The sequence below is a fragment of the Streptomyces sp. NPDC031225 genome (assembly GCF_055570355.1).
Map to the genome: position 1 here is coordinate 118,399 of NZ_JBVIHJ010000029.1, position 24,103 is coordinate 142,501.

A 24,103-nucleotide genomic window follows, 5' to 3' on the forward strand; every position below is an offset into this window, starting at 1 on the left:
CTTGTTGCGAGAGGTAACCATGGGCTACGGCGAGAAGCGCGCCGATTACTACCGAGGCCGGTACTGGATTGCACCGGGTGTGCTCCGAACTGTGGAGGACGCCAACGGTGCCACGATCAGATTCGCCACCAAGCGCGAGGCCGCGAAGGCAGCGAACGATGCGGAGGCCAAGGTCCGAGAGGTCGGCTATCGCGACCCGAATGCAGGGAAGGAGACCTTCGGCGCGTACGTGAACCGCTGGTATGCGGCACAGGAGTTGGCCGCATCGACCATGCAGAACTACAAGCGGCACATCGAGGAACACCTCCTCCCTGCCTTCGAGGACAAGGCCATCGCCGATATCCAGCCCACGGACGTCGGCGCCTGGGAGAAGAAGGAGCGGACGCTCTACGCCGCGTCGAGCGTGAAGACCTGGCACGGCACGCTGCACCTCATCCTCGCCGATGCCGTGGATGAAGGACTTCGCGATTCCAACCCGGCAGCCAAGCGGCGCGGCCGAGGCAAGCGCGCCGGACGCTCTCGGAACCGCGGCCCCGAGAAGGTGGTGACCGACGCTCTCGGAATCCTGCTGACAGCCGAGCGCGCTTCGCTGCTGTCCGGCCGTGACGACGAATTCGTAGCCGTGGTCTTGAAGGGCTACACCGGCATGCGATGGGGCGAAATCGTCGGCCTGGAGCGCAAGTTCGTCCGCTCCGCGTCGGTGCGGGTGGAGTGGCAGCTTTACGAACTCGACTCGGGGGAGTTCGAGCGCTGCCCGCCCAAGGACGACTCATACCGGACCATCGACACGCCAAAGTGGCTGTCTGCCCTTGTCGCAGGCCATATCGCCCGGACCGAGTCGGCACCCTGCCCGTGCCACGAGCACACCTACGTGTTCCGGGGCAACGGTCCCGCCAACGGCGCTGCCCGGCACGTCGGCGCAAAGCTGGTCGACGTCGCCCGCCGCGCCGAAGTCTCTGCCGCAACGGTCTCGAACGTGCTGAACCGCCCGGATACGGTCGCGGAGCGAACGCGGATCAGGGTGGAAACAGCGATCGCGGAACTCGGCTACGTCCGTGCGGGTCAGACGGGAGAGACGGCCGCGCACTGGCGTCGTACCGGTTTCGCGACCTGGCTGTTTCATCCGGCCACGACGGGGTGGTACCCGAAGAAGGCTCCGCAGGAGGCTCGCCCCGTACCCGTGATGGCGCACCCCTGGCCAGGAGTGCCGGCGCGGGGCCGGAATGCCTCGGGCCGTGCCGACGCTTGCTGGCTGCCAATCGCACGTGGCCTCACACCGCATGGGCTCAGACACTCCCACAAGACGGTCATGGAGGAACTCGGGATCCCGCCCAAACTCATGGATGAACGGATGGGACACGAGGATGGCTCGGTGCAAGCCCGCTACTCGCACATCACGGCGCGAATGAGGAACCGACTCATGGACGGGCTGACCGAACAATGGGAGGAGTCGTTGAACGCACGGGCGTCCATGCATCCGCGATCTCCGGTGCGTGCGCTCGATGCCGTGCTGGGTGGTCGTCAGGATTGACGGATGGGGAGTGCATACTCTTGATTCACTCCCCGTTGCCTCCACAGAGACCCCATACAACGAATCAGGGTCGGTCTTCCTTGACGGAAGATCGACCCTGTCCTGGTGTTACAGCTTCGAACTCTTCGTCCCGAAGTAACTTGTGGCAGTGCGCCAGTCACCTGTATGTGGGAACTTCTGGGCAAACCCTAAATCTTCATTACTTTCGGCCAAACAGAGATAGCCGCATCAAGTAGCTCCTCCATGCGCCTATTCGCGACTGTATTACCCCATGTGCCCAGATCGATCTGCTTTTGTAGAATGAGATCTTTACTATTTACCCACTGTGCCAGCTTGGGCGCCTTCCCCGAGAAAGCGGAAGGTAGCGCGCTGTTAACCTCCATGGGTAGGAGCATGAGATTGCCTAGCTTCCCCACCCAGAAATTCTGGTTGGAATTGATTGACTTGGCTCCCTGAGGCTCAATATGCTCAAGGGTTACAACTTGATTGCGTGAGAGTTTTGACGAGCCCCAGAATTCATCAATCTTCTCTAGCGTATACCGAACACGATGAACATCTTGCGGTCGCCGAGTAAAGTACGTTAGCTTCTTAAGTCCGTCTTTAAACTGCGCATCGGTGGGCATGAGGGAATTCGCGTCACGCTTGAATTGCTGAAGAGCCTTGACTATGTCGTTTGCTGTAGTTGAAGAATCCACCGAATAGGCCGCCCGCCGGTATGCTCGACGGATTGTTGAAGTGGAAGGGCGTTGGGAAATAGACCATCTGAATTGCAGATTCTCGATTGCCCTCAGGAAGTCGACCAACCGAGCGTTAGAAATCGTGCCACGGGGGCCATGGATGTAGTTCCGAAGCAAGGAGAAGAGAAGATTCAACGGCAGATTTGATCCCGGTACCAGGCAGCCATACAGGGAGTGGTCGACGGCTGCATACCGGTCGGGCCGCCAACGTCCTGCGGGAACCACACTTGCCCAATGCTTTCCATTGGGGGATGCGAGGCACTCGTCGAACTCCTTGAAGATCTCTGCCGTCTCACTGAAGAGACGGATAAAATCACGCGCACCCTGCTCTACGTTTGTTCTACTACGCATGAATGCATCAACAGATCGACGAATCCTATTCACTGCGACGATCTCGTCGTCTTGCTGGTGCGAAGTTGAGTTCCAAAGATAACCCAGGAAATCCTCCACCTTGATCTTCGACCAAGAAATGGATTCAATTTCGCCCACACTTTTTACCCAGAGGCGCTCTTCTTCCTGGGCCGCCGTTGCCGGAATAGATGAGATTACTTGGTTCTTCACCAAATCAACTTGATTCAGACTCTTTCCGCGATCATTAAGAGTCTCAAAGATTCTAAATGCGTCCTGACGATCATCAACTCGTACGTAGACCACAGTTGAGCGGATAAATCGATCGCGGATCGCGTCGATAGTTTCTACATCAGGGCCTGTCGACTTATCTACTTCTGCCTCGATGTTTTTCGCGAAAATTTCGTAGGCGGAATACTGTGCTTTGTCTGCGTTGCTTTTCGGATCTGCCTGCCGGATTGTAGATTCAGGTTCCGAGAATAGGCTTAGGTGTAGAAATCCAGATTCGGCTCGATACTTAAGACGGAAGGTGGGTTTGCCGGACAAGTCGACGCGCTGCAAATAATTGGCCAGTCCTTGCGCCCTTCCCTGCTCGCCGATTTTTTCGTACGCGTCTTTGATTGCCCTGATCGCGATAAGCACAGTCGTGAGCCGCTGCTGGCCATCAACGAGGTCCCAGCTGTCGCTACCTGAGGGATGTACGACCATGTTACCGAGGAAATGTCCTTCTGGATTATCCCTTAGGTCATTCCAGAGATCCAATACATTCTCGTCGTCCCACGCGTACGGCCTTTGGTAGCGAGGGACAACATGCTCCCCGATAAGAACGATCTCCCCAATGGTGCGTTGAACCGCATCGAATGTCAACTCTTATCCCCTTTTGGTGACTACTGATGCTCGGCATTCTACGGACAGGAATTCCTAGCTGTTGAGTCCGGCGTTATACCCCACAACTTGCCGGCACGAAGCCCTAGTTGGTTACCTATCCTGGCGCACTCGATGCCTCGCACGAGGTCGTTGAGCCATCACGATACGGATCGTCATCCACGCGAGTGACCATTTGCGCGAACTTCCGCCTCGCCAGCGGTCGCTTGCAGTGATGGTGTACCTACGGAGGAGCGGCACTCTTGCGCAGCTCGCCGGTTTCGGGATCAGTCGCGGAGTGATGTGTGACTGCGCGAACCGTGAGATCGAGCTGCTGGCCCGGCCGGGCGGAGGCGGGACGGAGACCGGAGCGGCGGCCCAGGGAGCGGGGCGAGCCGCCCTTGATGAAGTAGAAACTCGTAACAGCTCTCAGGCTGTGGGCGCGCGTCCCGTCCCGCCCGGAAGGCGAAGCTCCCTGTCACTCCCCGGAGCGAGATCTCCATGATCCACTCCCCAGTCGCTCCCCAAGCGCCCCCGGGTAACGAGTCAGGCCCGGTTTCCTTTTGTGGAAACCGGGCCTGACCTGGTGTTTCAGCTGTCGGGGTGGCGGGATTTGAACCCACGACCTCTTCGTCCCGAACGAAGCGCGCTGCCAAGCTGCGCTACACCCCGATTGTCGCTGCTGCTGCTAGCCGCGGCGACGTCGTTTACTTTAGCCCACCGGTGGCTGGAGACGAAATCCGGTTTTGGGGCGGTGACGGATGGGGTTCGGGCGGGCGTGGTCGAGGGCGACCAGCACGATCGCGAGGGCGTAGAAGGCGAGGCCGAGTAGGAGGGCGTTGCCCAGGACGCTCTTGTAGCCGTGGAGGTCGACGTCCAGGAAGGGGTAGAGATAGCGGCCGCCGGTGCCCGGAGGGATCAGTTCGCCTCGGGTGAAGGAGAACACCAGGTAGGCCAGGGGGTACAGCATCCAGGTCGCCGCCCGGCGCAGGTGCAGGCGGCCGGGGGGTGTGAGGAGCAGCCAGTCCAGGACCGCCGCCGCGGGGATCGCCGTGTGCAGGACATGGGCGGTCACCGCGTGCCAGCCCGTCGGGGCGGCCGCTGTCCCCGTCAGGGAGAACGGGCTCGACGCGTTAGCCAGGAGCAGGTGGTACACCAGGGCGGTGATCGTGGAGTAGAGGAGAGCCGCGCCGGTCAGGGCCGACGGCAGGGGGTGGCGGGCGGTCCAGGCTCGGCGGGCCGAGAGCAGGAGCACCGCGGCCAGGAAGATCGCGCTCTGGACGGAGAAGTAGCTCAGAGCGCGGACCGGGCTGGTCTGCAGTACCTCGACGGTCACGGTCGCCGCGGCCGCCATGGCCACCAGTACGCGGTAGGCGGCCGCCACGGGATGCCGTACGGGAGCCACCACCGCCCTGGCGGGGACGGGGCAGGGCAGGAATGTGGGCATGCCCGGCACTGCGGGGAGGTCCGGGATGTCCCTGGGTATCGGCGCGGTCATGCCCTCACGCTAGGCAGGACCGACAAAAGGGGCGATACGGGCGGGCCGTGCGGGTTAATCCCCCCTTCCCCCGCACGACGGTCACCAGAGTGAAGGTCACCGGAGCGAAGACGCCGAACGCCCAGCAGGCAAGGGAACAAGGAGGTGCCGGCGCGCGAAACCCCTACACCGCCAGCGTGCGCATCCCCTGCACCGCCCGTGTGCGAAACCCCTACACCCGCCCGCGCGCGAACCCCCTACACCCCCCGCTCCACCAGCGTCAGCAACGTCACCTCCGGCGGGCACGCGAACCTCACCGGTGTGTAGCGGTTCGCGCCGCAGCCCGCCGACACGTGCAGATACGACGTCCTGCCCTCCGCCGTGTGCGTGGACAGGCCCTTCACGCGGTCGGTGTCCAGATCGCAGTTCGTCACGAACGCGCCGTAGAAGGGGAGGCAGAGCTGGCCGCCGTGGGTGTGGCCGGCCAGGATCAGCTGATAGTCGTCCGCGGTGAAGGCGTCCAGGGCGCGGAGGTACGGGGCGTGCACCACGCCCATCGAGAAGTCCGCGGCGCCGGACGGGCCGCCGGCCACCTCCGTGTACCGGTCCCGCTTGATGTGCGGGTCGTCCAGGCCGGTCAGCTCCACCGACGCGCCCTCGATCTTCAGCATGCCCCGCGTGTTCGTGAGGTTCTGCCAGCCCGCCGCGTCGAAGCCGTCCCGCAGGTCCTCCCACGGATTGTGGACGACGTCCACGGCGGGCGCGTTGCCGTTCAGGCCGTGGCGGCCCTGGGCCTTCTCGTACAGGTAGCGGGCGGGGTTGCGGAACGAGGGGCCGTAGTAGTCGTTGGAGCCGAAGACGTACGCGCCCGGGAACTCCATCAGCGGGCCGAGCGCGTCCAGCACCTCCGGCACGCCCTGCGGGTCCGACAGGTTGTCACCGGTGTTGATCACGAAGTCCGGGCGCAGGCCGGCCAGTGAGCGCAGCCAGCGCTGCTTCTTGCGCTGGCCGCCGACCATGTGGATGTCGGAGACCTGGAGCACCCGCAGCGGGCGCATGCCGGCCGGCAGGACGGGGACCGTCACCCGTCGCAGACGGAAGGAGCGGGTCTCGAAACCCGCGGAGTAAAGCAGACCGGCGGCGCCAACCGCCGCGATTCCCAGGGGAACTCCGTATCGCGCGCGCATACGTCCATCGTGTCAGACCCGGCGGACACCGACTCCCGGCGGTCGCCGACGATGCCACCGCGCTCGCTAAATGCGCGGGCGCCGACCGTCGTGCACCTGCGACAATCAAACCCATGACCACGCTCAAGTCGAAGCTGCAGGAAGACCTCACCGCCGCTGTCAGGGAGCGCGACGAGCTCCGCTCCTCGACGCTCCGGCTGACGCTCACCGCGATCACCAAGGAGGAGGTCGCGGGCAAGGAGAAGCGCGTGCTCTCCGACGACGAGGTCCTCAAGGTGATCACCAAGGAGGCGAAGAAGCGCCGCGAGGCCGCGGACGCCTTCGAGCAGGGTGGTCGTGCCGAGTCCGCCGCGCGGGAGAAGGCGGAGGGCGAACTGCTCGCCACCTACCTGCCGAAGCCGCTCGGCGACGACGAGCTGCACACCATCGTCGTCCAGGCCGTCGAGGAGGCGAAGGCGGCCGGCGCCGAGGGGCCGCGGGCCATGGGCGCCGTCATGAAGATCGTGAACCCGAAGGTGGCGGGTCTGGCGGAGGGCGGCCGGGTCGCCGCGGTGGTGAAGAAGCTCCTGGCCGGCTGAGGCCAAGCAGGCAGCACGTACGTGGCGGGGCGGCAGCCGTAGCAGCGCCTCGCACCAGAGCCCCGCCCCGCATCTCTGCGGGGCGGGGCTCTGACGTGTCTACGGCGTCCGGGCCGACGTGTCAGCCGCGCCCACCCCCGTTGCCGTTTCCGTTCGTGTTCCCGTTGGTCGTGCCCTGGATGAAGTTCTCCGGGATCGAGAAGGTGGGCGTCGGGAAGGTGGTGTTGCCCCCGTTGTCGTTGCCGCCGTCATCGGTGCCGCCGTTGTCGTTCCCGCCGTTGTCACCGTTGCCGCCGTCGTTGTTGCCGTCCCCGTTGCCCTTCTCCTTCTTGGGCGGGTCCGGGATGTTGACGAGGGTGAAGTTCGGGGCGTCCTTGCCCTCCAGGGCGCCGCTCATCATGTCGCGCCAGATCGGTCCGGGGACCTCACCGCCGAACACCTTGGCGTGCCAGACGCCGCCGATGGTGATCTGCTGCATCTTGCGCTTGTGCGCGGGGTCGCCGACCCAGACGGCACCGGCCATGTTCGGGGTGTAGCCCACGAACCAGGCCGCGTACCGCTCGTCCGTCGTACCGGTCTTACCGGCGCTGGCGCGGCCGCTGAGGCCCGCCTGGGTACCCGTGCCGTCCTCGACCACGCCCTTGAGGAGCGTGTTGATGGTGTCCGCGGTGGTCTCCGACATCGCCCGCGAGCAGGTCGACTTCGGAACCTGTAGGGACTTCGACTTCTCGCCGACCCGCTGGGTGATCGACTCGATGGCGACCGGGGTGCAGTACATCCCGCGCGAGGCGAAGGTCGCGTACGCGTTCGCCATGGTCAGCGGGGACATCTCCTGGGTGCCCAGGGCGATCGACGGGGCTTGCTGGATCTTGCCGCCATCGGCGCGCTCGACGCCCATCTTGGCGGCCATCTCCGTCACCGGGCAGATGCCGATGTCGCTGATCAGCTGCACGTAGTAGGTGTTGACCGACTTCGCGGTCGCGGTCTTCATGTCGTACGGGCCGACCTCGGACTCGTTCTCGTTGGAGACCGAGACGCCCTTCTCGTTCCAGACCTTGCCGTTGCACTCCTGGACCGGGGCCGGATAGTCCATCTCGTACGGCGAGGGGTACATCTGCGTCGCCGGCGTACCGCCCTCGATGGCGGCCGCGGCCACGATCGGCTTGAACGTCGAACCGGGCTGATAGCCCGCGCCGCCGCCCATGGCCGCGTTGACCGAGAGGTTGAGCGTCGTCTCGTTCTTCTTGGTGTTGATGCCGTACGGCCGCGACTGGCCCATCGCCAGGATCTTGCCGGTGCCGGGCTGGACGATGGTGGCCGCGGTGGCCACGTCGTCCTTCTGGTAGACGTGCTCCTTGATGGAGTTCTGCGCCGACTTCTGGGCCTGCGGGTCCATCGTGGTCCGGATCGTCAGGCCGCCCTGGTTCCAGACCTTGGCCCGGGCCTCCTTGGTCTTGCCGAAGACCGGGTCGGTCAGGAAGACCTCACGGACGTAGTCGCAGAAGAAGCCCGCACCCTTGACCGCCGTGATGCAGCCGTTCTTGGGCTTGCTGACCTTGAGACCCAGGGGGGCCTCCTTGGCCTTGTCGGCCTCGGCCTGGGAGACGTCGCCGACCTCGGCCATGCGCTGGAGCACGATGTTGCGCCGCTTGGTGGCCTCGGCCTCGTCGTTGACCGGGTCGTAGCGGCTCGGGGACTGGACGATGCCCGCGAGCAGCGCCGCCTGCTGGAGGCTGAGGTTCTTGGCGTGCTGGGAGAAGTAGCGCTGGGAGGCGGCCTCGACGCCGTAGGCCTGCTGGCCGAAGAAGGTGATGTTGAGGTAGTTCTCGAGGATCTTCTTCTTGCCGAGTTCCTCTTCGAGCTGGATCGCGTACTTCAGCTCGCGGATCTTGCGGCCGATGGTTTGCTGGGTGGCCTCGGCGACCTTCGTCGGGTCGTCACCGGCCTCCTCCACCGCGACGTTCTTCACGAGCTGCTGCGTCAGCGTGGAGGCGCCCTCCGAGACGCCGCCGCTCTGCGCGTTCTTGTTCAGCGCGCGCAGGACGCCCTTCAGGTCGACCGCGCCGTGCTGGTAGAAGCGCGAGTCCTCGATCGCGACGATCGCCTTCTGCATGTACGGCGAGATGTTCTTGAGGTCGACCACCGTGCGGTCGCGCGAGTACACCGTGGCGATGGTGCCGCCCTCGCTGTCGAGGATCGTGGTGCGCTGACTCAGCGGCGGCGTCTTCAGGTTGGTCGGGAGTTCGTCGAAACTCTCCACCGACCCCTTGGCGGCGAGCCCGAGCGCGCCCGCCGCGGGCAACGCGATGCCGGCCATCACCGCTCCCGCGAGAACACTGACTCCGAGGAACTTCGCGGCCTGCTGCGTGGGCGACAGACCGCCACCCGAGCGCTTCTTCGACATAGGGGCAGCCTAATCCGTACTCATGAGGGTTCCGAGGGAGCCCATGTCACGGCACGGCGACGGAAGCGGGCACCAGGGCGTCGGAGCGGTGGCAGGACGGCTCGGAGCGGGCATGACGACAGGAGCGCCCTACCTTCTCATTCACCGGACACGCGCACAGGCCTTGGCCTAAGCTGCTCTCAACTGTCACAGCAGTAGGGCTACGTATCAATACGTCCGCCGACCCCGAATCGTTGCGGTCGTTCCTCATTTTTTTGGTGGGGTCGTGTCCGAATCCGCCTTGTGTGTCACCAGGTGCCCGTTGTGACGCAAGACAAGTATCCCGGTTTGCCGGGATAGTCATGTATGTCGCGGGCTCACTCCCCCGGGTGATCTGCCGCTTACGCATAGTCCGTTCGGGCCATTCAAGATTGGGCCCGAAGGGGGTGTTGCGCTGTGCCTGCCTTCCGTAACGTCCTCAACTGGCAGCGGTGAATATGCCGCTGCCGCCGTGGGGGAGCCTCGATTCGGGAGAGGACGGCGCCGGTATGGGCTGGGTAGTCGACTGGAGTGCGCAGGCGGCCTGCCGCACTACCGATCCGGATGAACTGTTCGTTCAAGGAGCAGCGCAGAACCGGGCGAAGGCAGTGTGCACCGGATGTCCGGTGCGCACGGAGTGCCTCGCCGATGCGCTGGACAACCACGTCGAGTTCGGCGTGTGGGGAGGCATGACGGAGCGCGAGCGCCGCGCACTGCTGCGCAGGCGTCCAACGGTCACCTCGTGGCGGCGGCTCCTGGAGACCGCGCGCGTCGAGTACGAGCGAGGGGTCGGCATCCTGCCCCTCGACGACGACGAGGTGTACGAGAACTACTTGGCGGTGAGCTGAGGGGGGCACCCCCCGGTTCAGTCCCCGGCAGACTCGGGCAGCTCCGGCTGTCCGGCCGCGAGCCGGCTTCCGATGTCCCGCAGCCCCGCGAGGTCGTGCACGTCGCCGGGCAGCGCGGCCACTTCGGCCACCGGCACCTCCGGGTGGAGCGCGGTGAAGCGGTCACGTGTGCGCTGCTCGCGGGAGAGCAGATGCATACGGTCGGCATGCAGTCTCAACAGGCCTGCGGTGAGTTGGTCGACGGACCGGTCACCGGGGTCGGCGGACCGCTCCTTGTCCGTGCGCTCCGAGACGGTGTTCTCCGAGTCGGCGGGGGAGCCTTCGTCAGGAGCCGGTGCTTCGGAAGCGGGAGATTCTGAACTGCCGTACGTGTCGGGAGAGTTACGAAGTCCAGCTTTCCCGCCCTCCTGATCGACAATGCGGGGCTCTTCAAGATTTTCCACGGCCTCGAGATTTTCCACAGCTTCGAGATTTTCCGCGGCGGCGAGCGCCCGCTCGGCCGAGAGCCGGGCGGCGCCGCTGCCGTGGACCCGGTTGAGCACCAGCCCCGCGAACGGCATGTCCTCCGCGGCCAGCCGCTCCACGAAGTACGCGGCCTCACGCAGCGCGTCCCGCTCCGGGGCCGCCACCACGAGGAACGCCGTCCCGGGAGCCTGGAGCAGCTTGTACGTGGCGTCCGCGCGGGTGCGGAAACCGCCGAAGGTCGTGTCCATGGCGGCGACGAACGTCTGGACGTCCTTGAGGAGTTGGCCGCCCAGCAGCTTGCCGATGGTGCCGGTCATCATCGACATCCCGACGTTCAGGAACTTCATGCCCGCGCGGCCGCCGAGCTTGGCCGGGGCGGTGAGCAGCCGGATGAGCCGTCCGTCGAGGAAGGACCCGAGTCGCTTCGGGGCGTCCAGGAAGTCCAGCGCCGAGCGGGACGGGGGCGTGTCCACGACGATCAGGTCCCACTCGTCCCGGGCCCGCAACTGCCCGAGCTTCTCCATCGCCATGTACTCCTGCGTGCCCGCGAAGCCCGCCGAAAGCGACTGGTAGAACGGGTTGCCCAGAATCGCGGCCGCCCGCTCGGCGTCCGCGTGCGCCTCGACGACCTCGTCGAAGGTGCGCTTCATGTCGAGCATCATCGCGTGCAGCTCGCCCTCGCCGTCGACGCCCTTCACACGGCGCGGGGTGTTGTCGAGCGAGTCGATGCCCATGGACTGGGCCAGGCGCCGGGCCGGGTCGATGGTGAGGACGACGACCTTGCGGCCCCGCTCGGCGGCGCGCAGGCCGAGGGCGGCAGCGGTCGTGGTCTTGCCGACGCCGCCCGAGCCGCAGCACACCACGATGCGGGTCCCCGGGTCGTCGATCAGGGGGTCGAGGTCGAGCACGGGTGCGGGGGAGATGCGGTGGGGGCGGTCCGGGCGCGGATTCTGGGAGGGTCGGTTGTGCCGGTCGGCGTCCGGGCTCATGACATCCCCTGCTTCCGCAGCTCGGTGGCCAGTTCGTACAGACCCGCCAGGTCCATGCCCTCGGCCAGCAAGGGCAGTTCGTGCAGCGGCAACCCCAGTTCGCCTAGGACCGCGCGCTGTTCGTGCTCCAGCTCGTACCGCTCGGCGTACTCCTCGGCCTGCCGGACCAGCGGGCCGACCAGCTTCTCGGCGTTGCCCCCGCGGCGGGCGCCGCCGAGGCCGGCCGAGGACAGCGACTTCGCCACGGCCGCACGCGGGGTGGCCCGTACGAGTTCCAGATCTGTGCCGTCCAACACCTCCGGGCGCACCATGTTCACGACGATCCGTCCCACGGGCAGGCGGGCGGCCCGGAGTTCGGCGATGCCGTCCGCGGTCTCCTGGACGGGCATCTCCTCCAGGAGGGTCACCAGGTGGACGGCGGTCTCCGGGGACTTCAGCACCCGCATCACGGCCTGTGCCTGATTGTGTATCGGGCCGATCTTGGCCAGCCCGGCGACCTCGTCGTTGACGTTCAGGAAGCGGGTGATACGGCCGGTGGGGGGCGCGTCCATCACGACGTAGTCGTAGGTGAAGCGGCCGGACTTGTCCTTGCGGCGGACCGCCTCGCAGGCCTTGCCGGTCAGAAGGACGTCTCTGAGGCCGGGCGCGATGGTGGTGGCGAAGTCGATCGCGCCGAGCTTCTTCAGGGCGCGTCCCGCTCCGCCCAGTTTGTAGAACATCTGGAGGTAGTCCAGAAGGGCCAGTTCGGGGTCGATGGCGAGGGCGTACACCTCCCCGCCCCCCGGAGCGACGGCGATCTTCCGCTCCTCATAGGGCAGCGTCTCCGTTTCGAAGAGCTGCGCGATTCCCTGGCGGCCCTCTACCTCGACGAGAAGCGTCCGCTTCCCCTCGGTGGCGAGGGCCAGCGCTAGGGCTGCGGCGACCGTGGTCTTACCGGTCCCGCCCTTGCCGCTGACGACCTGGAGCCTGCTCACGTATTCGAGCGTAACCAGTCGGCGGCGAACCTAAGCAGGAGGCTGTGGATAACGCGGGTACGGACTGTGGGTGAACGGCGATTCCTGGCCAGCGCGGCGGCTCACGGCCGGGCGGCGGGCCCTGGTCGGGCAGCGGCTAAAGTCGGCCGCATGACCAAGAAGTGGGAATACGCGACCGTGCCGCTGCTCGTCCATGCCACGAAGCAGATCCTTGACACCTGGGGCGAGGACGGCTGGGAGCTCGTGCAGGTCGTGCCCGGGCCGAACAACCCCGAGCAGCTGGTGGCCTACCTGAAGCGGGAGCGGGCGGCGTGAGCGCGGTGGAGGAGCGCCTCGCGGAGCTCGGGCTGACGCTGCCGGAGGTCGTGCCGCCGTTGGCCGCATATCAGCCGGCCGTGCAGTCGGGGGCGTACGTGTACACCTCGGGCCAGCTGCCCATGGTCGACGGCAAGCTTCCGGTCACCGGCAAGGTGGGCGCGGAGGTCACGGCCGACGAGGCGAAGGCGCTGGCCCGTACCTGCGCGCTGAACGCGCTGGCGGCGGTGAAGTCGGTCGCGGGCGACCTGGACCGGATCGCGCGTGTGGTGAAGGTCGTGGGATTCGTGGCGTCGGCCCCGGACTTCACGGGCCAGCCGGGTGTGATCAACGGCGCGAGTGAGCTGCTGGGCGAGGTGCTCGGCGTCAAGGGCGTGCACGCGCGGAGCGCGGTGGGTGTCGCGGTGCTGCCGTTGGACGCGCCGGTCGAGGTTGAGGTGCAGGTGGAACTTACCGGGGCGTAGTGCCGTGCGGCGGCTGGGCGGCTGGGGGTGTTGTTTGGCTGCGGGGCGGTGGGGGCGGGCGTTTTTGCGCAGTTCCCCGCGCCCCTGATGCCTGCGGCGGCCTGTTTCGGTTCGGTGGGGGTTTGTGTAGCGCGTGCGGTGTGTTGTGGGTCGGGGCCGGGGTGGGGGGTGTCCGTCCTCGGTCCGGCGGGTGCTGTTGCTTCGACAGTTCTGGACAACGGACGCCGGACGCTGCGGGCGGGCACCCCCCACCCCGGCCCCTTCACGCCGTACGCGTCCAAAGGTGCGTTCACCGTCCCCACTCAGAGGCGCGGGGGCCGTGCGTGTCCAAGGTGCGTTCACCGTCCCCACTCAGGGGCTCGGGGAACTGCGCGACCGGCCACGACGGGCCCGCAGTCGCCGGACGGCATCATGTGGCACGGCCGCCGTGCCGTACGCGGGCGACTGCACCTCCCGAGGGGCGCGGGGAACCGCGCGACCAGGTCACCGCCTGACGCGCCCGGCTCTCGAACATCTGCAGCACACGAGTTAGCCTCCGCCCATGGCAAACGGGCAGTGGTACCCAGCGGAGTGGCCGGACCGTATCCGCGCGCTCGCGGACGGCACGCTCCAGCCGGCCGTGCCGAGGCGTGCGGCCACCGTGATGCTGCTGAAGGACACGGCGACCGGGACCGTCGTGCACATGTTGCGCAGACGTGCATCCATGGCTTTCGCGGGAGGCGCGTACGCCTATCCCGGCGGCGGTGTCGATCCCCGTGACGACGAGCACCAGATCCGCTGGGCCGGCCCCACACGCGCGTGGTGGGCGACTCGGCTCGGGGTGGACGGGACCATGGCGCAGGCGATCGTGTGCGCGGCCGTCCGGGAGACCTACGAGGAGGCGGGCGTCCTGCTCGCCGGGCCGACGTCCGATTCGGTGGTCGGGGACACCACGGGCCCCGAATGGGAGGCCGACCGTGCCGCTCTCGTCGCCCGGGAGCTCTCCTTCGCCGAGTTCCTGGAGCGCCGGGGGCTCGTCCTGCGGTCGGATCTGCTCGGGGCCTGGACACGCTGGATCACGCCCGAGTTCGAACCCCGTCGCTATGACACGTGGTTCTTCGTCGCCGCCCTCCCGGAGGGACAGCGCACCCGCAACGCCTCCACCGAGGCCGACCGCACGGTGTGGATCCGGCCCGGGGAGGCGGCGGAGGGCTACGACAAGGGCGAGCTGCTGATGATGCCGCCCACCATCGCCACCCTGCGGCAGCTCACCGCCTACGGCGCCGCCGACGCGCTCGCCGCCGCCGCCGACCGCGACCTGACCCCCGTCCTCGCGCGGGCCCGGCTGGTGGACGACGAGATCGTGCTTTCCTGGCCGGGACACGACGAGTTCACCAAACACATCCCGACCGGTGGAGCCTCCGCATGACCGACGCCGCAGCCCTCCCCGGCCGGCCACGGGGCGGGGTCCTCACGGGCCCCGCCACCGCACGGGCCGTCAACGTCCTCGCGCCCAACGCCTCCGCGATGACCCTGGACGGCACCAACACCTGGATCCTGTCGGAGCCCGGCTCCGGGCTCGCCGTGGTCGTGGACCCCGGCCCGCTCGACGAGGGGCACCTCCGTGCCGTCGTCGACACCGCCGAGGCGGCCGGCAAGCGGGTCGCCCTCACGCTGCTCACCCACGGCCACCCCGACCACGCCGAGGGCGCCGCCCGCTTCGCCGCACTGACCGGCACCGCGGTGCGGGCCCTGGACCCGGCGCTGCGGCTGGGGGAGGAGGGCCTGGGCGCCGGGGACGTGGTGAACGTCGGGGGGCTGGAGCTGAGGGTCGTGCCGACGCCCGGGCACACCGCCGACTCGCTGTGCTTCCATCTCCCGGCCGATCAGGCCGTCCTGACCGGTGACACCGTCCTGGGGCGCGGGACGACCGTGGTGGCCCACCCGGACGGCCGTCTGGGCGACTACCTGGACTCGCTGCGGCGGCTGAGGTCGCTGACGGTCGACGACGGCGTCCACACGGTCCTGCCCGGCCACGGGCCCGTCCTGGAGGACGCCCAGGGGGCCGTCGAGTTCTATCTCGCGCACCGCGCCCACCGGCTCGCCCAGGTCGAGACGGCCGTGGAGAACGGCTACCGGGCGCCCGAGGCCGTCGTGGAACGTGTGTACGCGGATGTGGACCGCTCACTGTGGCCGGCCGCCGAGCTGTCGGTACGGGCGCAGCTGGAGTACCTGGAGGAGCACGGGCTCATCTAGGCGCTTTCGTGCCGTGCACACGCGTGTACTCGTCCGCCAGCCACGGACCCAGGTCGTCGACGTACCTCCGCAGTACGGCCGGGTCGGCGGTCGGGGCGAGGCCCAGAACGGCCGCCGCCCGCAGCTCGTCGGCGCGCTGCGGGTAGTACCCGGCGAAGATCTCCGCCATCTCGCCCAGGTCGCTCGTCCAGCCGTTCCAGCGGGGCATGACCAGGGTGAACGCGGTGCGGACCAGGTGGCGTGACATGAAGCGGACCAGAGGGCGCCGCATCCCGTCGGAGTCCGCCGCGGCGATCCGCTCGCGCCAGCGGGGCAGCAGGAGGGCGAGGCCGCCGTTCGTCTCGCGGGCGAGCAGCGAGTCGGGGCGGTAGCGGGGCAGGTACTCGGCCAGGTCCTCGCCGAGCAGCGGGGTGCACAGACACGCCACGAACCAGCCCATGTCGTGGCGTTCCAGCTCGCTCAGCAGCAGCCCGCGGCCGTACAGCAGCGTTCCGACGCCGTCGATCTGCGGGAACTCCTTGTCGAGCGCCTCGTCGAGCGCCCGTACGCCCTCCCGGTCCGCGTCGGTCGGTTCGTCCCGCAGGGCGAGCAGGAGGTCGAGGTCGCTGCGGCCCACGCGCGCGGTGCCGCGCGGGATCGAGCCGTACAGGTAGGCGCTGTGCAGCCGCGGTCCGAACAGGTCGAGCACCCGGTCCCGGGCAGCTGCGACGACCGGGCGGAAGGGGCGGGGGATCCTCCCGAGGGAACCTTCACGCTCGATGAAGCCCTGGGTGTCGAGTCCTCTGGAGGCGACGGGGCGAACGGGTTCGGAGGCCATGGGATCACTGTGCCCGGGAGCGGGCCCGGGGTCAGGTCATTTACGGCCCTGGGCGGGCCGTGTGGGGCCGAACGTGATCAGCACCGCCGAGGGGACGGGGAGACTGCGCGTGTGCCTGTGTGTGCCTACTGAGGCATCGGAGAACCCACCCGCGGTCGTACGCGAAGGGCCCCGCCGTGTGGCGGGGCCCTCTACGTCGTTCGTACGTTCATGCGCTCACCGGGAGCGCTTGGCGAGCCTCTCGACGTCCAGGAGGATCACCGCGCGGGCCTCCAGGCGGAGCCAGCCGCGCTGGGCGAAGTCCGCGAGGGCCTTGTTGACCGTCTCGCGGGAGGCGCCGACCAGCTGGGCCAGCTCCTCCTGCGTGAGGTCGTGGACGACGTGGATGCCCTCCTCGGACTGCACACCGAAGCGGCGCGAGAGGTCGAGGAGCGCGCGGGCCACGCGGCCGGGGACGTCCGAGAAGACCAGGTCGGACATCGCGTCGTTGGTGCGCCGCAGCCGGCGGGCGACGGCGCGCAGCAGTGCGGTGGCCACCTCGGGGCGGGCGTTCAGCCAGGGCTGGAGGTCGCCGTGACCGAGGCCCAGCAGCTTGACCTCGGTCAGCGCGGTGGCGGTCGCCGTGCGCGGGCCCGGGTCGAACAGCGACAGCTCGCCGATGAGTTCGCCGGGTCCGACCACGGCGAGCATGTTCTCGCGGCCGTCGGGGGAGGTGCGGTGGAGCTTGACCTTGCCCTCGGTGACGACGTAGAGCCGGTCGCCCGGGTCGCCCTCGTGGAACAGGGAGTCGCCTCGCGCGAGGGTCACCTCGCTCATGGAGGCGCGCAGTTCCGCGGACTGCTCGTCGTCAAGTGCCGCGAAGAGCGGGTTGCGCCGCAGAACGTCGTCCACGAGTTCTCTCCTTGTCGACCTGCTCAGGGGATCTTGTTCCCCCTTGGTACCAAGGGACCGTGGTGCCCATTTTGCCGGACGGTCCAAACAGTGTGATCTGTCACAAGGATGCCGTACACCTGTCCACGGGTAAGCGGCAGGGGTCCAATCGGGGGCCGATCTTTCGGGTCCGGGGCGATTGTCAGTGTCGGGCCCTAGGCTGGCCGGGTGTCCAAAACGCCGGTGAGAGCGCAGGCCGAGGGGGCTGGGCGGGTGGTTGAAGGTCGGGATTCCGCCGTGGGCGAACAAGCCTCCAGTGGTGGAAAGAAAGCGGCAAAAGCGACGAAGAAGGCTGTGGTGAAGAAGGTTCCGGAGGCTGTGCAGACAGCCACCACGAGGCAGGGCGCCACGGAGCGGAGCGCCGCGAAGAAGGGCGCGACGGAGCGGAGCGCGACGGAGAAGGGCGCCGCCAAGAAGGCTGCCGCCAAGAAAGCCGTCGTGAAAAAGGCGCCGCTCAAGAAGGTCGCCGTGAAGCCGCCGGGGGCCGAGTCGCCCACCGCCCTGGTCCGCCGCGCCCGCCGGATCAACCGCGAGCTCGCGGAGGTGTTCCCGTACGCCCACCCCGAGTTGGACTTCGAGAACCCCTTCCAGCTCGTCGTCGCCACGGTCCTGTCCGCGCAGACCACCGACCTGAGGGTCAATCAGACGACCCCGGCGCTCTTCGCCAAGTACCCGACCCCCGAGGACCTGGCCGCGGCCAACCCCGAGGAGGTCGAGGAGATCCTCCGGCCGACGGGGTTCTTCCGGGCCAAGACCAAGTCGGTGATAGGGCTGTCCAAGGCTCTGGCTGAGGACTTCGGAGGCGAGGTGCCGGGGCGGCTGGAAGACCTCGTCAAGCTGCCCGGCGTCGGCCGCAAGACCGCCTTCGTCGTGCTCGGCAACGCCTTCGGCCGGCCCGGCATCACCGTGGACACGCACTTCCAGCGGCTGGTCAGGCGCTGGCAGTGGACCGACCTGAGCGAGCCCGAGAAGATCGAGGCCGCGGTCGCCGCGCTCTTCCCGAAGAGCGACTGGACCGACCTCTCGCACCACGTCATCTGGCACGGTCGCCGTATCTGCCACGCCCGCAAGCCGGCCTGCGGCGCCTGCCCCATCGCCCCGCTCTGCCCGGCCTACGGCGAGGGCGAGACCGACCCGGAGAAGGCCCGCAAGCTCCTCAAGTACGAGAAGGGCGGCTTCCCGGGACAGCGGCTGAATCCGCCGCAGGCCTACCTCGACGCGGGCGGGAAGGCCGCGCCGCCCCTGGGGGCCGGATGACACACCGGAACACCTGCCGGGCGACACGCCGTTGGGTACGTTCCCAGGAACGATCACAGGGGCGTCGGGCGTTGGAACCGGCAGAACGGGGGTGGCGATGACACGCGCGAGCCATACCAAGGGCGTGACGATCGACAAGGACGGCCTGCCGGGCTGGCTGGAGCCGGTGGTGCGCGCCGTGGAGACGGTCGAGCCGCGGCAGCTGAGCCGCTTCCTGCCGCCGGAGAACGGCACGGGGCGGCAGTCGGCCGTGCTGGTCCTGTTCGGCGAGGGAGAGCGCGGTCCCGAACTGCTGCTCATGGAGCGGGCGAGTTCGCTGCGCTCGCACGCCGGGCAGCCGTCGTTCCCCGGTGGCGCGCTCGACCCCGAGGACGGCGACCCGAAGGGCGACGGGCCCCTGAGGGCCGCCCTGCGCGAGGCCGAGGAGGAGACCGGCCTCGACCCGTCCGGCGTCCGGCTCTTCGGCGTGCTGCCCAAGCTGTACATCCCGGTCAGCGGGTTCGTGGTGACCCCGGTGCTGGGCTGGTGGCGCGAGCCGAGCCCGGTCGGAGTCGTCGACCCGAACGAGACGGCGCGCGTCTTCACCGTTCCCGTGGCGGATCTCACGAACCCCGACAACCGTGCGACGACCGTCCACCCCAGCGGTCACCGAGGTCCGGCATTTCTGGTCGAATCGGCCCTCGTCTGGGGCTTCACCGCCGGAATCATCGACCGGCTCCTCCACTACGCGGGCTGGGAGCGCCCCTGGGACCGCGAGAAGCAGGTCCCGCTCGACTGGCGCGCATGACAGGGTGAACTCCGTGTCGTGTCGTCCCGGGGGACGCTGTGCCCGATTGCCGCTTCGCGGCGGGCCGGACCCCGGCCGACCCGTGGTGAAGGTGAAGTGGATGAGGCGAGGCTCGAACCGGTGAACGTGCTGGACATCCTGTTGCTGGTCGCCGCCGTGTGGTTCGCGATCGTCGGCTATCGCCAGGGCTTCGTCGTCGGCATCCTGTCGGTGATCGGGTTCCTGGGCGGCGGTCTCGTCGCCGTCTACACCCTTCCCGTCATCTGGGACGCGGTGACCGACCACGCCGAGGTCGGCACGGTCGCCGCCGTGGTCGGGGTGGTCGTCGTCATCGTCTGCGCCTCCATCGGCCAGGCCCTGACCACCCACCTCGGCAACAAACTGCGGCGCTACATCACCTGGTCCCCGGCCCGCGCCGTCGACGCGACCGGCGGCGCCCTGGTGAACGTGCTCGCGATGCTCCTGGTCGCCTGGCTGATCGGCGCCACCCTCGCGCAGACCACGATGCCGACGGTGGGCAAGGAGGTCCGCGGCTCCAAGGTGCTCCTCGGCGTGCAGGAGGCGCTGCCCTCCGACGCCGACACCTGGTTCAAGGACTTCACCTCGGTCCTCGCGCAGAACGGCTTCCCGCAGGTCTTCAGCCCGTTCTCCGACGAGCCGATCAAGGAGGTCCAGCCGCCCGACCCCAAGCTCGCGAACAGCGCGGTCGCCGCCCGCGCCCAGCGCTCCATCGTCAAGGTCATGGGCACCGCCCAGAGCTGCGGCAAGGTGCTGGAGGGCTCCGGCTTCGTCTTCGGCGACCGCCGCGTCATGACCAACGCCCATGTGGTCGGCGGCGTCGACGAGCCCACCGTCCAGATAGGCGGTGAGGGCCGCAAGTACGACGCCACGGTCGTCCTCTACGACTGGCGGCGCGACATCGCCGTACTGGATGTGCCCGATCTGAAGGCGCCCGCCCTCCGGTTCACGTCCGAGGACGCGGGCAGCGGCGACAGCGCGATCGTCGCGGGGTTCCCGGAGAACGGCTCGTACGACGTCCGCTCCGCGCGGGTGCGCGGACGCATCGACGCCCACGGACCGGACATCTACCACCGCGGCACCGTCAGCCGCGACGTCTACTCCCTGTACGCGACCGTCCGCCAGGGCAACTCCGGCGGCCCGCTGCTGACCCCCGAGGGCAAGGTGTACGGCGTGGTCTTCGCGAAGTCGCTCGACGACGCCGACACCGGCTACGCGCTCACCGCGGACGAGATCCAGGAGGACATCACCAAGGGGCGCACCGCGAACCAGCAGGTGGACAGCGACAGCTGCGCGCTGTGAGAGATGTCGGGCCGGGCGCGTCAGCCGCGGGGATGACGCAGGCGCACCGTGACCCAGCGGGCCCGGCGGCGCAGGATGCGCGGGATGCCCACCCTCAGGTCCGTGCCGCCCGCCACTTGCGGGGCACCGCCCTGATGAGGGGAGCTCAGGCCACCGCCCGAGCGTCGGTTGCGTGCTACGTCACTGTAGTCGTGCGTCCAGCCCATACCCCGACGTCTGCCCCTGCCCCAAGGTCGATAACCTCCCCCACCCCCCTCAATTGGCCTATGCGCCGGGCAAGTGGCCGTTCGTAGGACAGGTGTTCGCTGTTCGGATACCGGGCGCGGTGGGACGGTCACCGATCGGGCTCGGGATCCTTCAGCCAGTTGATCAACTCGGTCGAGAACGCGACCGGATCCTCCTCGTGCGGAAAGTGCCCGAGACCGTCGAACAGCCGCCAGCGGTACGGCGCTTCGACGTACTCCCCGGACCCGGCGGCGCTCCGGGTGCGCAGCACCGGGTCGAGCGAGCCGTGCAGATGCAGCGTCGGCACCCGCACGGGCCGCTTCATGCGCCGGTTGAACTGGATCCCGTCCGGGCGGGCCAGCGAGCGGACCATCCAGCGGTACGGCTCGACCGAGCAGTGCGCCGTCGAGGGGATGCACATCGCCCTGCGGTACGTCTCCAGCGCGTCGTCGTCCGGCAGGCGCGGGCCGGACCAGTCCCGGATCAGCTCGGCCACGAGCGCTCCGTCGTCCGCGGTCAGCCGGCGCTCCGGGATCCAGGGCCGCTGGAACCCCCAGATGTAGGAACCGGCACGCGTCTGCTTGACGTCCGAGAGCATCGCCGAGCGCCAGCGCCGGGGATGCGGCATCGAGGCGACCGCGAGCCGCCGTACGAGCTTGGGACGCATCGCGGCCGCCGTCCACGCCAGGTAGCCGCCCAGGTCGTGGCCGACCAGCGCGGCGTCCGGCTCGCCGAGGGAGCGGATCACCCCGGTGACGTCCAGAGCGAGGTTGGCGGGGTCGTAGCCGCGCGGGGTGCGGTCGCTGCCGCCGACCCCGCGCAGGTCCATGGCCACGGCCCGGAAGCCGGCCTCGGCGAGCGCCTCCAGCTGGTGGCGCCAGGTCCACCAGAACTGGGGGAAGCCGTGCAGGAACATCACCAGGGGTCCGTCGCCCAGTTCGGCGATGTGGAAGCGCGCGCCGTTGGCGGCCACGTCCCGGTGCGTCCAGGGACCGTCGGGCCGTACGAGAGACGCGGGCTGCTGCGCCGGAGAAGGGGCGGGATCCGTCATGACGACGAGCGTGCCACAGCCTCGATGGCCTTCGTGTTTCGGACCCGCTCCTCCAGGACCTTGGTGTCGTCGCCGGGCCGCGGGTGGGGCTTGGCGTTCTGCAGTACGCCCGCCGTCTCCTTCATCGACGCGGCGACCTTCTGCGGGCCCTTGCCCTTCTGAGCCTTCTTCGCGAAGACGACGCCGACCAGGGCGAGGACGAGCGCGACGAGGACGTTGGCCGCGAAGGACAGCAGGAAACAGACCGCGAGGTTCCAGTCGCTCCAGGTCCGGATGCCGTACGCCAGCGCGAAGTTCAGCATCGGCAGCGAGAACACCAGGACGGCGCCGGCCACGCTGAACGCGCCGCCGCTCATCGCGCCGCGCTTGACGTCATGCTTGAGCTGGGCCTTCGCCAGTGCGATCTCGTCGTGCACCAGCGCAGACATCTCGGTCGTCGCCGAGGCGAAGAGCTGGCCGATGCTGCGTTCGGCGCCGACCGGGCTGCCGTCGGGTGCGCTCATGTCGCGGTCTCCCTGCTTCCGACCAAGTGCGTATGGTCTCGTCTTTTTGTACCGTCCCGTCAGATCATGCCGGACGGTCGTCGTCCTCGCCTGCCCCGCCCGCCACTTCGGCAAGCCGCGCGCGCTCTGCGGCCTTCAGTTCGGCGATCCGGCGGTGCTCGGCGGCCTTGCGTTCGAGGATCGCCGCCATGCGCAGGTGGTACGCCGGATCGTCCTCCTCGTAGATGTCCGGGATGCCGTCGAGGTCGTCGTCGCGCTCCTCGGCCTCATAGAGCCTGCGGTACTTCGCGTTGCGCAGCTTCAGCAGCACGGTCGCCAGGGTCGCCGCGATGAGCGAGCCGAGGAGTACGGCGGCCTTGACTTCGTCCGTCATCGTGGCGTCGCCGTCGAAGGCCAGCTCCCCGATGAGCAGCGAGACGGTGAACCCGATACCGGCCAGGGTGGCCACCGCGAACACGTCGGCCCATTCGAGGTCGTCACTGAGCGAGGCCCGGGTGAAACGGGCCGTCAGCCACGTCCCGCCGAAGATGCCGACCGCCTTGCCCACGACCAGCCCGAGGACCACGCCCAGCGTCTCCGGCTGCGTGAACACATCGCCGAGCGCGCCGCCGGAGAGGGAGACACCCGTACTGAACAGGGCGAACAGGGGCACGGCAAGGCCCGCCGAGAGCGGTCGTACGAGATGCTCGATGCGCTCGCCGGGGGAGTGCCGCTCGTCGTCCCGAGTCGTGCAGCGAAGCATCAGGCCCATGGCGACGCCCGCGATGGTGGCGTGGACCCCGCTGTTGTACATCAGCGCCCAGTTCACCAGCGCGAGCGGGACGTAGACGTACCACCCACGTACGCCCTTCCTCAGCAGCGTCCAGAAGACCGCGAGGCCGGCCACCGCGCCCCCGAGCGCGGCGAGGTCGATGTCGGCGGTGAAGAAGACCGCGATGATCAGGATCGCGAAGAGGTCGTCCACGACGGCTAGCGTGAGCAGGAAGGCGCGCAGCGCGCTCGGCAGCCAGGTGCCGATGACGGCGAGTACGGCGAGCGCGAAGGCGATGTCGGTGGCCGTGGGTACGGCCCAGCCGCTCAGGGAGCCGCCGCCGGTGAGGTTGGTGAGTGTGTAGACGAGCGCCGGTACGGCCATGCCGCACAGGGCCGCGACCACGGGCAGCGCGGCCGCCCTGGGGTCCTTCAGGTCGCCGGCGACGAGCTCGCGCTTGAGCTCGATGCCGGCCACGAAGAAGAAGACCGCGAGGAGCCCGTCGGCGGCCCAGTGGGCGACGGAGAGGTCGAGTCCCAGGGCCGCGGGGCCCAGGTGGTAGTGGCTGACGCTCTGGTAACTGTCGTGCAGCGCGGGGACGTTCGCCCAGATCAGCGCGGTGAGCGCGGCGACGAGCAGCAGCACCCCGCCGACCGTCTCGGTGCGCAGCGCGTCCGCGACGTAGGTCCGCTCGGGGAGGGACAGGCGTCCGAGGACCTTGCGGGTGGGCGCGGGCATGAGGGTGACCTCCGGTCGGGGGCAGGGCGAAGCTGTTCGCCGACCAGACTTCCCGGCACACCTTGAGGATCACGTTGCTTTGTTTAGTTTACCTAAGAGGGGTGGGGGGGGGGGGGGGGGGGGGGGGGGGGGGGGGGGGGGGGGGGGGGGGGGGGGGGGGGGAGGGGGGGGGGGGGGGGGGGGGGGGGGGGGGGAGGGGGGGGGGGGGGGGGGGGGGGGGGGGGGGGGGGGGGGGGGGGGGGGGGGGGGGAGGGGGGGGGGGGGGGGGGGGGGGGGGGGGGGGGGGGGGG

At 68.5% G+C, this 24,103-nt stretch carries 22 protein-coding genes and 1 tRNA gene; 10 read left to right on the plus strand and 13 right to left on the minus strand.

From position 1 onward, the window contains the following. The first annotated feature begins 19 nt into the window (after positions 1-19). The gene (locus ACZ48Z_RS37640) at positions 20-1,531 is read left to right on the plus strand and encodes a LacI family DNA-binding transcriptional regulator (RefSeq protein ID WP_468740424.1); all 1,512 of its coding nucleotides are present in this window, start codon (positions 20-22) and stop codon (positions 1,529-1,531) included. 188 nt (positions 1,532-1,719) lie between these two features. Here ACZ48Z_RS37640 and ACZ48Z_RS37645 read toward each other — a convergent pair whose 3' ends face one another. The 4 genes from ACZ48Z_RS37645 to ACZ48Z_RS37660 form a co-directional block, all read right to left on the minus strand. Further along, complete coding sequence (locus tag ACZ48Z_RS37645) at positions 1,720-3,483, minus strand: DUF262 domain-containing protein (RefSeq protein WP_468740401.1); 1,764 nt, start codon at positions 3,481-3,483, stop codon at positions 1,720-1,722. 595 nt (positions 3,484-4,078) lie between these two features. Next, a tRNA-Pro gene (locus ACZ48Z_RS37650) sits at positions 4,079-4,152 on the minus strand. A gap of 40 nt (positions 4,153-4,192) precedes the next feature. Beyond that, on the minus strand, positions 4,193-4,978 hold the full coding sequence (locus tag ACZ48Z_RS37655) for a Pr6Pr family membrane protein (RefSeq protein WP_468740402.1): 786 nt from the start codon (positions 4,976-4,978) through the stop codon (positions 4,193-4,195). 236 nt (positions 4,979-5,214) lie between these two features. Next, positions 5,215-6,144 (minus strand): metallophosphoesterase, encoded by a 930-nt coding sequence (locus tag ACZ48Z_RS37660; protein WP_468740403.1) that lies wholly within the window; start codon positions 6,142-6,144, stop codon positions 5,215-5,217. Between the two features lie 113 nt (positions 6,145-6,257). Here ACZ48Z_RS37660 and ACZ48Z_RS37665 point away from each other — a divergent pair, with 113 nt between their 5' ends. Then, complete coding sequence (locus tag ACZ48Z_RS37665; protein ID WP_468740404.1) at positions 6,258-6,722, plus strand: GatB/YqeY domain-containing protein; 465 nt, start codon at positions 6,258-6,260, stop codon at positions 6,720-6,722. 121 nt (positions 6,723-6,843) lie between these two features. On the opposite strand, the gene ACZ48Z_RS37670 is transcribed toward ACZ48Z_RS37665, so the two are convergent. After that, entirely contained in the window at positions 6,844-9,126 is a 2,283-nt protein-coding gene (locus ACZ48Z_RS37670; RefSeq protein ID WP_468740405.1) for a transglycosylase domain-containing protein, read from the minus strand. A 527-nt stretch (positions 9,127-9,653) separates the two neighbouring features. Between ACZ48Z_RS37670 and wblA the strand changes: the two genes are divergently transcribed. Then, on the plus strand, positions 9,654-9,992 hold the full coding sequence (gene wblA, locus ACZ48Z_RS37675) for a transcriptional regulator WblA (protein WP_328749084.1): 339 nt from the start codon (positions 9,654-9,656) through the stop codon (positions 9,990-9,992). 17 nt (positions 9,993-10,009) lie between these two features. Here wblA and bagB read toward each other — a convergent pair whose 3' ends face one another. Both bagB and bagA read right to left on the minus strand, forming a co-directional pair. After that, positions 10,010-11,446, minus strand: coding sequence for an ATPase BagB (gene bagB, locus ACZ48Z_RS37680; RefSeq protein ID WP_468740406.1), 1,437 nt, complete (start codon positions 11,444-11,446; stop codon positions 10,010-10,012). Continuing rightward, positions 11,443-12,420, minus strand: a complete 978-nt coding sequence (gene bagA / locus ACZ48Z_RS37685; protein WP_468740407.1) for an ATPase BagA — start codon at positions 12,418-12,420, stop codon at positions 11,443-11,445. Before bagA ends, bagB begins: the two co-directional genes overlap by 4 nt. A 150-nt stretch (positions 12,421-12,570) precedes the next feature. Between bagA and ACZ48Z_RS37690 the strand changes: the two genes are divergently transcribed. The 4 genes from ACZ48Z_RS37690 (at position 12,571) to ACZ48Z_RS37705 (ending at position 15,434) form a co-directional block, all read left to right on the plus strand. Continuing rightward, complete coding sequence (locus ACZ48Z_RS37690) at positions 12,571-12,735, plus strand: DUF4177 domain-containing protein (protein ID WP_389103235.1); 165 nt, start codon at positions 12,571-12,573, stop codon at positions 12,733-12,735. Continuing rightward, positions 12,732-13,199 (plus strand): RidA family protein, encoded by a 468-nt coding sequence (locus ACZ48Z_RS37695; protein ID WP_468740408.1) that lies wholly within the window; start codon positions 12,732-12,734, stop codon positions 13,197-13,199. Before ACZ48Z_RS37690 ends, ACZ48Z_RS37695 begins: the two co-directional genes overlap by 4 nt. Positions 13,200-13,740: 541 nt before the next feature. Next, positions 13,741-14,607: an NUDIX hydrolase gene (locus ACZ48Z_RS37700; protein ID WP_468740409.1), complete on the plus strand. Its 867-nt coding sequence runs from the start codon at positions 13,741-13,743 to the stop codon at positions 14,605-14,607. Beyond that, positions 14,604-15,434 carry an MBL fold metallo-hydrolase gene (locus ACZ48Z_RS37705; RefSeq protein ID WP_468740410.1) on the plus strand — a complete coding sequence of 277 codons (831 nt, stop codon included), beginning with the start codon at positions 14,604-14,606 and terminating at the stop codon, positions 15,432-15,434. The genes ACZ48Z_RS37700 and ACZ48Z_RS37705 overlap by 4 nt, the downstream gene beginning before the upstream one ends. Here the strand turns inward: ACZ48Z_RS37705 and ACZ48Z_RS37710 are convergent. Next, the gene (locus tag ACZ48Z_RS37710) at positions 15,427-16,251 is read right to left on the minus strand and encodes a nucleotidyltransferase (protein WP_468740411.1); all 825 of its coding nucleotides are present in this window, start codon (positions 16,249-16,251) and stop codon (positions 15,427-15,429) included. The two genes, ACZ48Z_RS37705 and ACZ48Z_RS37710, sit on opposite strands and share 8 nt — an antisense overlap. A gap of 216 nt (positions 16,252-16,467) precedes the next feature. Then, positions 16,468-17,142: a Crp/Fnr family transcriptional regulator gene (locus tag ACZ48Z_RS37715; RefSeq protein WP_015658871.1), complete on the minus strand. Its 675-nt coding sequence runs from the start codon at positions 17,140-17,142 to the stop codon at positions 16,468-16,470. A gap of 252 nt (positions 17,143-17,394) precedes the next feature. On the opposite strand from ACZ48Z_RS37715, the gene nth reads away from it, so the two are divergent. The 3 genes from nth (at position 17,395) to ACZ48Z_RS37730 (ending at position 20,545) form a co-directional block, all read left to right on the plus strand. Next, the gene (nth, locus tag ACZ48Z_RS37720; RefSeq protein WP_468740412.1) at positions 17,395-18,438 is read left to right on the plus strand and encodes an endonuclease III; all 1,044 of its coding nucleotides are present in this window, start codon (positions 17,395-17,397) and stop codon (positions 18,436-18,438) included. 97 nt (positions 18,439-18,535) lie between these two features. After that, positions 18,536-19,225 (plus strand): NUDIX hydrolase, encoded by a 690-nt coding sequence (locus ACZ48Z_RS37725; protein WP_468740413.1) that lies wholly within the window; start codon positions 18,536-18,538, stop codon positions 19,223-19,225. A gap of 120 nt (positions 19,226-19,345) precedes the next feature. After that, positions 19,346-20,545 carry a MarP family serine protease gene (locus tag ACZ48Z_RS37730; protein WP_468740425.1) on the plus strand — a complete coding sequence of 400 codons (1,200 nt, stop codon included), beginning with the start codon at positions 19,346-19,348 and terminating at the stop codon, positions 20,543-20,545. A gap of 20 nt (positions 20,546-20,565) precedes the next feature. On the opposite strand, the gene ACZ48Z_RS37735 is transcribed toward ACZ48Z_RS37730, so the two are convergent. The 4 genes from ACZ48Z_RS37735 to nhaA form a co-directional block, all read right to left on the minus strand. Next, complete coding sequence (locus ACZ48Z_RS37735) at positions 20,566-20,751, minus strand: hypothetical protein (RefSeq protein WP_468740414.1); 186 nt, start codon at positions 20,749-20,751, stop codon at positions 20,566-20,568. A gap of 128 nt (positions 20,752-20,879) precedes the next feature. Further along, a complete protein-coding gene (locus ACZ48Z_RS37740) occupies positions 20,880-21,821 on the minus strand; it encodes an alpha/beta fold hydrolase (protein ID WP_468740415.1) in 942 nt (313 codons plus the stop codon). Next, a complete protein-coding gene (locus tag ACZ48Z_RS37745; RefSeq protein WP_468740416.1) occupies positions 21,818-22,324 on the minus strand; it encodes a phage holin family protein in 507 nt (168 codons plus the stop codon). The genes ACZ48Z_RS37740 and ACZ48Z_RS37745 overlap by 4 nt, the downstream gene beginning before the upstream one ends. Before the next feature lie 64 nt (positions 22,325-22,388). Then, positions 22,389-23,813 carry a Na+/H+ antiporter NhaA gene (nhaA, locus tag ACZ48Z_RS37750; RefSeq protein ID WP_468740417.1) on the minus strand — a complete coding sequence of 475 codons (1,425 nt, stop codon included), beginning with the start codon at positions 23,811-23,813 and terminating at the stop codon, positions 22,389-22,391. Positions 23,814-24,103: the final 290 nt, after the last annotated feature.

Bases quoted from the DNA above. Each gene is read 5' to 3' on its own strand.
- bagB (WP_468740406.1), bottom strand. From the start codon at position 11,446: ATGAGCCCGGACGCCGACCGGCACAACCGACCCTCCCAGAATCCGCGC.
- ACZ48Z_RS37705 (WP_468740410.1), top strand. From the start codon at position 14,604: ATGACCGACGCCGCAGCCCTCCCCGGCCGGCCACGGGGCGGGGTCCTC.
- ACZ48Z_RS37690 (WP_389103235.1), top strand. From the start codon at position 12,571: ATGACCAAGAAGTGGGAATACGCGACCGTGCCGCTGCTCGTCCATGCC.
- ACZ48Z_RS37735 (WP_468740414.1), bottom strand. From the start codon at position 20,751: ATGGGCTGGACGCACGACTACAGTGACGTAGCACGCAACCGACGCTCG.
- wblA (WP_328749084.1), top strand. From the start codon at position 9,654: ATGGGCTGGGTAGTCGACTGGAGTGCGCAGGCGGCCTGCCGCACTACC.
- ACZ48Z_RS37670 (WP_468740405.1), bottom strand. From the start codon at position 9,126: ATGTCGAAGAAGCGCTCGGGTGGCGGTCTGTCGCCCACGCAGCAGGCC.
- ACZ48Z_RS37665 (WP_468740404.1), top strand. From the start codon at position 6,258: ATGACCACGCTCAAGTCGAAGCTGCAGGAAGACCTCACCGCCGCTGTC.
- nhaA (WP_468740417.1), bottom strand. From the start codon at position 23,813: ATGCCCGCGCCCACCCGCAAGGTCCTCGGACGCCTGTCCCTCCCCGAG.
- ACZ48Z_RS37660 (WP_468740403.1), bottom strand. From the start codon at position 6,144: ATGCGCGCGCGATACGGAGTTCCCCTGGGAATCGCGGCGGTTGGCGCC.
- ACZ48Z_RS37655 (WP_468740402.1), bottom strand. From the start codon at position 4,978: ATGACCGCGCCGATACCCAGGGACATCCCGGACCTCCCCGCAGTGCCG.
- ACZ48Z_RS37700 (WP_468740409.1), top strand. From the start codon at position 13,741: ATGGCAAACGGGCAGTGGTACCCAGCGGAGTGGCCGGACCGTATCCGC.
- ACZ48Z_RS37640 (WP_468740424.1), top strand. From the start codon at position 20: ATGGGCTACGGCGAGAAGCGCGCCGATTACTACCGAGGCCGGTACTGG.
- ACZ48Z_RS37740 (WP_468740415.1), bottom strand. From the start codon at position 21,821: ATGACGGATCCCGCCCCTTCTCCGGCGCAGCAGCCCGCGTCTCTCGTA.
- ACZ48Z_RS37710 (WP_468740411.1), bottom strand. From the start codon at position 16,251: ATGGCCTCCGAACCCGTTCGCCCCGTCGCCTCCAGAGGACTCGACACC.
- ACZ48Z_RS37745 (WP_468740416.1), bottom strand. From the start codon at position 22,324: ATGAGCGCACCCGACGGCAGCCCGGTCGGCGCCGAACGCAGCATCGGC.
- ACZ48Z_RS37725 (WP_468740413.1), top strand. From the start codon at position 18,536: ATGACACGCGCGAGCCATACCAAGGGCGTGACGATCGACAAGGACGGC.